Below are 9,086 nucleotides of genomic sequence, written 5' to 3'. Positions count from 1 at the left end.
CATTTAATCTTTTTAGTGCGTGAAATGGTAATTGAACGTCGAAAATCGCAGTCTTGATTTTTTTGTTTCGTTTTTTTTATCAAGAAAAAAAATGAAAGTAAAATTCTTTTTATCATATGATACTCATCAAAGCTTATCATCTAGCTGTCATTCTGAGCTTGTCTCAGAATCGCATCTAATATGTCATTTCGAGGTATCGAGAAATCTTTCTATCACTTTTTTATTCATAGCTTATCTATTTTAATTATCGGTATTCATGTGCCCTTCGAGGAAGAGAGCAAAAAAGTAATCAAAAAACTCTTGTCTTTGATTTTCGACGGTCAAAATTAGTTTCAGTCATTCAATATTTTAAATCATTTGCTACGCAAACAGTAAAATATTTTAACCATGACTTTCAGCTTTTTGACACTCGTCTCCAAATCATATGACATTTTCTACATCCTTTTCAATATTCAAATTCGCTGTCATTCTGAACTCGTTTCAGAATCCCATCCTTAGTCTCAACCTCAAATACATAATACAATGTACTTTTTACATCGTACAACTCTAAAATCTAAATACTAACATCTCAATACTAATAATAAGGTAGGCCCCAATAAATTTGGAAAATGTCAATAAAGGCTTTACTTTTAATGTGCGAAAAAAAGAGTATAACCTGGCTGTCAAAGTCTCCTTACCGAGGCTCTGATAGAGAGCGTGTAAAGAAAGGAGCCCCTTTGCTTTACAATCTGTGTTTTAAAAATGTTATAAAAACGGAGGTTTGTCCTTTAAAAAGAAGTAATAAGCCGACCGACTTTGTCCGGTGGCTTTTTACGGATGAATGGAAATTGTTTCGTTCTCATTTTGTGTTGGGTTTTATGGAACGATGTCTCTCCTATATGAAGAAATACTTGCAAAAAAAGCAAGGAGCAGTCTCACACTTTAGACCATGGGCGACCAAACCCTTCTTTATAATCTAACGATAATAAAGCTACTACCTAAAGTTAACGTGAGAACCACTCTCATGCCATATACGAAAGTACAAAACTTTTAAGACATGGAGCGATTCCACGATACTCTCGATAGTAAAATTGGTCGTTTTAGGTCGAGATTACATCGTTTTAATTTGTCTTTATAGACTAATTATCAATTCGCTACAACAAATATAATATTTATTTCTTTAAATGCAAATTTATTTTACAAATAAAACTATAAAACATTAATCAGTAACTTATGGAAGTTAATAAGACGTCTCTTTACAGAATTAATCTTGGAAATAAATTAAGAAGTTTGAGAATAGAAAAACTATATACAATAGATGATATAGTTTATATGACTGAAATATCACGTAGTACTATAATAAAAATAGAAAAAGGTGAAGCAAAAATTATTGATTATTACGTAGAATATGCAAAAGTCGTTCAGTACCCATTGGAAACATTATTAGACTTTAAAATACCTCTTAAACCTCTAAATGAATTACCTAAATATAGATTGGAATCTTTAAAATTAACATCAAAAATTAGGGAGCATATAGTAAATACAAATTTTCTGAATGAAGGTAAAATAGTTGCTGAAATAAAAAAGGAGCTGGTCCGATTAAAATTAGTACCAAAAGATATTACCTCTGTTGCTATCGCTGGTGTTATGAGAAATTTAAAAAATGATGAGTTGGTAAGTTCAGAAGAAACAACTGGTAGAAAGGCTATTTATATAAAGCCTAAGAAATAATTTTAATATCATAATGAGTTTGAAGCTAGTATATTCAATTTTGTTATTAGTATGTTAGCTTTATTTTTAGGTTTGTCTAACTCCAGAGTTTTTTATTTAAAAAAAATCATTTTTAGAATTTGGTTCAGAATGATTGATTCTTTTCGTAATATAGATTTCTCTTTTGAACCAAAATGATGTATCACTATCTTGTGTTAGTTTAACTTCTGTAAATAGTGCGTTTTGACTAAACAAACTTATAGATCTTGTTAAAATGATTTATAATAAATATTCCATAAAGAGGTATATATAAAAATACAAAAAAAACCTCTCAAAGAATCCTTTGAGAGGTTTTATATATTGTAAATAAGTTAAATCTTAACCTACTAATTCTTCTACTTTATCAGCAGCGTCTTTTAATGTGATAGCAGAGTGAACAGCGAAACCTGATTCATCAATCATTTTCTTAGCGATTTCTGCATTTGTTCCTTGTAAACGAACAATAATTGGCACATTAATTTCGTCACCCATATTGTTGTAAGCATCTAAGATACCTTGAGCAACACGATCACAACGTACAATACCACCAAAAATATTGATTAAGATAGCTTTTACGTTTTTATCTTTTAAGATAATACGGAAACCTTTTTCTACACGCTCAGCATCAGCAGTACCACCAACGTCTAAGAAGTTTGCAGGGTTACCACCAGATAATTTGATGATATCCATAGTTGCCATTGCTAAACCAGCTCCGTTAACCATACATCCAACGTTTCCGTCTAATTTTACGAAGTTTAATCCAGCTTCACCAGCTTCAACTTCTGTTGGATCTTCTTCTCTTGTATCACGTAAAGCAGCAATATCTGCATGACGGAATAATGAGTTATCATCGATAGATACTTTAGCATCTACAGCGATAATTTGATCGTCAGATGTTTTAAGAACTGGGTTAATTTCGAACATAGAAGCGTCAATCGCAACGTATGCATTATATAAAGCAGTGATAAATTTAACACCATCTTTGAAAGCATTTCCTGATAAACCTAAGTTGAAAGCAACTTTACGCGCTTGGAAACCTTGGATTCCTACAGCTGGATCAATTTCTTCTGTAAAGATTTTGTCTGGCGTGTGCTCAGCAACTTCTTCGATATCCATTCCACCTTCAGTAGAATACATAATCATGTTTTTACCAGTAGCACGATCTAACAATACAGAAACATAGTACTCTTCAGTTTCAGATTCACCTGGATAATAAACATCCTCAGCGATTAAAACTTGATGAACTTTTTTACCTTCAGCCGAAGTCTGAGGCGTAACTAATTGCATTCCGATGATTTCGTTTGCTTTCTCTTTAACTTCGTCCAAGTTTTTAGCAAGCTTTACTCCACCACCTTTTCCACGACCACCTGCGTGTACTTGTGCTTTTACAACATGCCAACCTGTACCAGTTTGTTCTGTTAATTGTTTAGCAGCTTCTACAGCTTCTTCTGGTGTAGTAGCAACGATACCACGTTGTACTTTCACACCATATTTACTAAGAATTTCTTTTCCTTGATATTCGTGAAGATTCATTTTTTTTGATTTTTCAATTACAAAAATAAAAATATTGTTGATGTATTCTAAATTTTGCCATATTAATTTTATCAGCTTATGCTAAAAAAGTGGTTAATATTGTTTATTTAGAGGTTACAAGATACGAATATTAATGATTTAAAAAGTCAAAACAATTGTTATATAATTTTTAAATCGTAACAAGTACACTAAAAACTAGTTTAATTTGGATGTCTTTATTTTGAATTCAAAAAAAAACTTATCACTTATAATTTAAGACTTAGTACTTAATTTATATCTTTACCTCATGATAAAAGCAGAAAATATTGTTAAGAAATTTGGTGAATTAGAAGTGCTAAAAAATGTTTCTTTATCGATTGCAGAAAAAGAAATCGTTTCTATTGTTGGTGCTTCTGGAGCAGGAAAAACAACTTTGCTTCAAATTTTAGGAACATTAGAAAAAAGTTCTGAGCCAAAGAAATATAATACTTCTATTCAGATTGCGGGACAAGATATCACGAAATTAAACGATCGCGATTTATCTAAATTCCGTAATGAAAACATTGGATTCATTTTTCAGTTTCATCAATTGTTGCCAGAATTTAATGCAATAGAAAATATTTGTATTCCAGCTTTTATCAAAAAAACAAAAAAAGCTGATGCTGAAAAACGTGCAAAAGAGTTGATGTCCTATTTAGGACTTTCGCAACGATTAACACATAAACCGAATCAACTTTCTGGAGGAGAACAGCAACGTGTAGCAGTAGCTCGTGCGTTGATTAATCAACCTAAAGTCGTTTTTGCTGATGAACCTTCTGGTAATTTAGATTCTAAAAATGCTGAAGAATTGCACGAATTATTTTTCAATCTTCGAAACGAATTTGGACAAACTTTTGTCATTGTGACACATAACGAAGAATTAGCAAATATGACCGATCGAAAATTGGTAATGGCTGATGGTTTGTTTGTTGATAGTATGTAAAATCTTTTCGATTAAAATGATTTAATAAAGTTAATACATAATCGCTTAGGATTGAAATTCTAATTCTCTATAACATATTATACTTCTTAGTATATTTGCTAAATGACAGAATTAAAGGATTTTTTAGACGAAAAAGTTCTTCAATATAATACATTAGACTTTATCGATTCTGATCCAGTACAAATTCCGCACAGATTTTCTGCGAAAGAAGATATCGAAATTGCTGGTTTTTTAGCAGCAACAATTGCGTGGGGAAATCGTAAAATGATTATCAATAATGCGAATAAAATGATGCAGTTAATGGGAAATTCACCTTACGATTTTGTGATGAATTTCTCAGAGAATCATTTAGAGAATTTGGATGGATTTGTTCACAGAACATTCAATAGTGAAGATTTGAAATTTTTCATGCAATCGCTTCGTAATATTTATCAAAATCATGGCGGATTGGAACAAGTTTTTGCAAAACATCAAACTTCAGATTCGATGCAAGCATCAATTTCGAATTTCAAACAAACTTTTTTCGAGATAGAGCATCCAACTCGAACAACTAAACATATTTCAGATCCGTTGAATAATTCGGCTGCAAAGCGTATCAATATGTACTTGCGTTGGATGATTCGTGATGACAAACAAGGCGTAGATTTAGGAATTTGGAAATCCATTCCAACTTCTATTCTTTCCTGTCCTTTGGATGTACATTCGGGAAATGTTGCACGAAAATTAAATATTCTGACTCGAAAACAAAATGATGCAAAAGCATTGAAAGAACTTGATACAAAATTGCGAGAAATGGATGCAAATGATCCTGTGAAATATGATTTCGCTTTATTTGGTTTGGGTGTTTTCGAAGGGTTTTAACTGAACTGAAAATAATTTTATTTAGAAAAATTAGAATTAAATTCGCTAAAAATAAGTTTGTATGAAAGAATTGAATGGAATAAAATATATCGAACGTTTACCTGTTGTTTCGACTGAAAAAACGCCTCTTTTTGTGCTGATACATGGTTATGGAAGCAACGAAGAAGATTTGTTTTCGTTTGCACAAGATTTGCCGCAGAATGCGCATATTGTAAGTGTGCGTGCGTTGCATGATATTGTGTATGGCGGATATGCGTGGTATGATATCAATTTTGTGAATAATGAAAAATGGATGGATGAAACGCAAGCAATAGAATCTCGTAATAAATTGGTCGAATTTATTGATGCAATTGTTCAGCAAGAAAATTTAGATGCAGCAAATGTAACATTGATGGGCTTTAGTCAAGGTGCAATTTTGAGTTATGCGATTTCGCTAAATAATCCTGAAAAGATTAAAAACGTGGCGATTTTAAGTGGTTATCCAGAAGCTAAAATTATTGGAGATTTTGATCAATCAAAAGATTTTTTGAACTTAAACTTCTTTGTTTCTCATGGGACAGAAGATGTTGTACTGCCAATTGAATTAGGACGAATGGGTGACGAGTTTTTAAAATCGTTGAATATTAATTTCGAATACCACGAATACAGAAGTGGACACGGAATTGTTCCTCAAAATTATTATGATTTGATGGATTGGATCAAAAGATTTTAACATAGAGCTGAATTTAATTCAGCTTTTTATCATTATAAGAGATCTAAATAAATTTAACTTCTATGGCGTCGCCATGATATTCCTTGAATGAGGCGTCATAGAATTCGATATTCGTATAACGATATAATAATTCGGTAATTTCTTTTTTCAGAATTCCTTTTCCATAACCGTGAATTAAAATCAATCGAATTTGACTTTCGAACATGGCTCGTTCCACCTCATTTCGAGCAACATCTAATTGCGTTTGTATAATTTGCGCATTATCCAAATCACGCCAATTATCAACTAAATTCTCGATATGCAAATCAATTTCTCGCGTTAAATACGGATGTCGATGAGATTTGCGAAAAGTCTTAAACTTTGGTTTCGAAAATTCTTTAATTTCTTTATCGCGATATTCTTCATAGTCAATTTCAATATCTTTGATGATTTCGTCTTGATGATACTCATACTCAAAACCAAACTCATCATTAAAGTAAACAAAATCACCTTTCAATTTGGTAATTGTTCCCGAAATATTATCATCTATCACTTTAACTTTTGTTCCAATTTTGAACATTTTCTACTTTTTCTGCAAAATTAAGAATTATTTCATGAGTTTTTAGATTGTTGTATTATTCAATTCAAACTCAATGTTGTATTTTTGTTTATTAAACTAACCAAATGTCAAATCAACCTAGAAAAATAAAAGTACTTTTTAGGCTTCGTTCGTTAGAAATGGGGGGAGTTCCTAGAGTAGTTTTAGATTTATTGCGAAACTTACCAAAAGATAAATTCGATTTTACTTTGATGCTTAATTTGTATCAAGGCGAATTAATCAAAGAAATTCCGACTGATATAAAATTAATTGTTGTAGAAAAAGGAAAAGAACAGATGAGTTCTAATTCTTCTGTACAGAAATTACAATTAATTTGGCGACGAATGAAATTAGAAGTTTACGATAAATTTCCTTCAATTTTATACAAATTAAAAGTTCCAGAAAAATACGATATTGAAGTTTCGCCTGGTTATGCAGAATTTGATATGGTGTTAAATTCTCCTGATAAAAAATCAAGAAAAATAGGCTGGTTTCATACAGATGTTGGATATGATAAAGATCAACAACGTGTTTTGAGTAGAATTGAAAAAATGAAACGTTTTGATTTTATGATTTTTGGCTCGAAGCAAACACGTCAAGTAATCGAGGATTTGTATCAAGTTACCTATCCAAAATCGACTGTTATTTATAATGTGATAAAAGTGGATGAGGTTTTGAAAAAAGCCGAGCTTTTTGAGTATTCTTATGAAACAGATTTACCCGTTTTTTCTTCTATGGGAAGATTACATCATCGCAAAGGTTATCATACCTTGATGAAGGTGCATAAACGATTATTAGATGATGGTTTTAATCATAAAATAGCGGTAATTGGTGGAGGAAACGAAATGGAAAATTTGATCAATCAACGTAAAGAACTAAATGTTGAAGATTCTTTTTTATTGTTAGATTCTCAAACCAATCCTTATCCTTATATCAAAGCATCTGATTATTTTATTTTGCCAACACAATCCGAGTCATATCCATTGGTTATAGGCGAAGTGATGTGTATGCGAAAACCAATTATTTCGACAAATGTTGGTGGAATCGCAGAAATGATAGATAATGGAGTAGATGGAGTTTTAATTCAATATAATGAAGATGAAATGTACGAATCGATGAAATCTTTTATGACAAATTTTACCTTAGTGTCTAAAATTGTTGATGGAACTGCAAATGCGTACAATAAATTTGATGAAAAAGAGATTTATCGTCAAGTTTCTGAAGTTTTCGAACAGCAATATCAAATCAAATTAGAGAATGAGTGAGGTTAAAATTACCATTGTCACGCCTTCATATAATCGCGCGCATACGTTGGCACGTGTGTATGATTCGTTAAAAAATCAGTCGTTCAAAGATTTTAAATGGATTATTATGGATGATGGTTCTATCGATCATACCAAAGAAATGATTGAAAATTTTCAATCAGAAGGTTTAATTGATATTGAATATTTCTGGAACGAAAATCAACATAAATTCATTACTGTTTTTGAAGGAATTAAAAAAGTGAAGTCTAAATATTTTATGATTGTAGATTCGGATGATTCTTATCCTGAGAATGCTTTACAAACATTATTTGATGAGGTAGAGAAAATCAAAAACCAAGACGAATATATTTCTGTAATGGGATTGTCGCAATATACAGATGGAAAAATCGTTGGTAATCAATATCCAAATAACGGATTTGATGGTTCAATTTTCGACATGCGTTACAAGTATAAAGTGCGTGGAGATAAGTTTGGAATTTTTATAACAAAGACTTATCAACAATTGTTGAAAAACTTTGATTATTCACCTTACAAAAGCAAAGGTTACATTCCACAATCGGTATTTTTTAATACATATGATGCGAATGGAGTAAAAACACGATTTGTTAATAAAGTTGTTCGTAACTATCATTTGGATGAAGCGGATGAAATTTCTGTTTCCAATACACGTTGGACAGGAAAAAACACATTTGGCTTGATGGAAGGTTATCGTTCTTTTCTTAATTCTTACGGGACTAAACTTTTCAAATATCCAAAAGCTTTAATCCGTAATTTGGTTGGTTATCAAATTTATTCGATAATTAATCATAAAAGTTTATCAGAAATTAATAAAGATTTGAAGTATTTCAAATTGTTATCAATATTGCTTTATCCGTTGAGCTTAATTTATATAAAGGTGAAGTAATGGAAAGAGGTAGAATAAAAGTTTTTGATAGCCTACGAGTACTTGCCATCCTAATGGTTTTTATACATCATTATTATAGTTCAAAAGTATATCCCGAATTAGGAGAATTATTTCTTTACGGAGCATTTGGAGTTCCTTTGTTTTTTATGATTTCTGGTTTTGTAATTTCCTTAACATTAGAACGCACGGATAATTTTAAAACCTATCTAAAGAATAGATTTATAAGATTATCTCCAGCCATGATAATCTGTTCCACGTTAACGTTTGTCTTTTTTGCATTTTTTTATACAGGAGAAGGTTATGAACATTCGAAAAATATTTGGAACTATTTAATAGCAAATACTTTTATTGATCCTCATGTATTTGATTTATATTCTGGGGAAATTAAATATTATTATTTGGATAATGCTTATTGGAGTCTTTGGGTTGAGGTATGTTTTTATATTATAATAGGAACATTGTATTTTATGAATAAAAGAAAATACTTATTACACTTTATAATAATTTGTATCATAATGATGCCATTACAAATGATTTTTTATTCT

9 protein-coding genes are annotated in these 9,086 nt (G+C 30.9%); 7 read left to right on the top strand and 2 right to left on the bottom strand.

The window, feature by feature from the left end:
• Positions 1–1,212 precede the first annotated feature (1,212 nt).
• Positions 1,213–1,710 (top strand): helix-turn-helix transcriptional regulator, encoded by a 498-nt coding sequence (locus tag N5E64_RS14995; protein ID WP_114998937.1) that lies wholly within the window; start codon positions 1,213–1,215, stop codon positions 1,708–1,710.
• Positions 1,711–2,067: 357 nt separating this feature from the next.
• Here the strand turns inward: N5E64_RS14995 and sucC are convergent, their stop codons facing one another.
• Positions 2,068–3,261, bottom strand: a complete 1,194-nt coding sequence (sucC, locus tag N5E64_RS14990) for an ADP-forming succinate--CoA ligase subunit beta (protein WP_180905863.1) — start codon at positions 3,259–3,261, stop codon at positions 2,068–2,070.
• A 286-nt stretch (positions 3,262–3,547) separates the two neighbouring features.
• Here sucC and N5E64_RS14985 point away from each other — a divergent pair, with 286 nt between their 5' ends.
• The 3 genes from N5E64_RS14985 to N5E64_RS14975 all read left to right on the top strand — a co-directional run bounded on the left by N5E64_RS14985 (position 3,548) and on the right by N5E64_RS14975 (position 5,795).
• Positions 3,548–4,222 (top strand): ABC transporter ATP-binding protein, encoded by a 675-nt coding sequence (locus N5E64_RS14985; RefSeq protein ID WP_114998944.1) that lies wholly within the window; start codon positions 3,548–3,550, stop codon positions 4,220–4,222.
• A gap of 102 nt (positions 4,223–4,324) precedes the next feature.
• Entirely contained in the window at positions 4,325–5,083 is a 759-nt protein-coding gene (locus tag N5E64_RS14980; protein WP_125350562.1) for a TIGR02757 family protein, read from the top strand.
• Between the two features lie 61 nt (positions 5,084–5,144).
• Positions 5,145–5,795: a PHB depolymerase family esterase gene (locus N5E64_RS14975; RefSeq protein WP_280038203.1), complete on the top strand. Its 651-nt coding sequence runs from the start codon at positions 5,145–5,147 to the stop codon at positions 5,793–5,795.
• Positions 5,796–5,838: 43 nt separating this feature from the next.
• On the opposite strand, the gene N5E64_RS14970 is transcribed toward N5E64_RS14975, so the two are convergent.
• The gene (locus tag N5E64_RS14970; protein ID WP_280038201.1) at positions 5,839–6,354 is read right to left on the bottom strand and encodes a hypothetical protein; all 516 of its coding nucleotides are present in this window, start codon (positions 6,352–6,354) and stop codon (positions 5,839–5,841) included.
• Positions 6,355–6,458: 104 nt separating this feature from the next.
• Here N5E64_RS14970 and N5E64_RS14965 point away from each other — a divergent pair, with 104 nt between their 5' ends.
• The 3 genes from N5E64_RS14965 to N5E64_RS14955 all read left to right on the top strand — a co-directional run.
• A complete protein-coding gene (locus N5E64_RS14965; RefSeq protein ID WP_280038200.1) occupies positions 6,459–7,637 on the top strand; it encodes a glycosyltransferase in 1,179 nt (392 codons plus the stop codon).
• Entirely contained in the window at positions 7,630–8,541 is a 912-nt protein-coding gene (locus tag N5E64_RS14960; RefSeq protein WP_125350559.1) for a glycosyltransferase family A protein, read from the top strand. Before N5E64_RS14965 ends, N5E64_RS14960 begins: the two co-directional genes overlap by 8 nt.
• The coding region (locus tag N5E64_RS14955; protein WP_280038199.1) for an acyltransferase at positions 8,541–9,086 on the top strand (546 nt) is incomplete at its 3' end. The genes N5E64_RS14960 and N5E64_RS14955, both read left to right, overlap by 1 nt.

The sequence above is a fragment of the Empedobacter sp. GD03739 genome (assembly GCF_029843245.1).
Classification (GTDB): Bacteria; Bacteroidota; Bacteroidia; order Flavobacteriales; family Weeksellaceae; genus Empedobacter; species Empedobacter falsenii_B.
The sequence above is the reverse complement of the archived record's forward strand: the minus strand, read 5'-3'. Positions and strand labels throughout refer to the sequence as shown.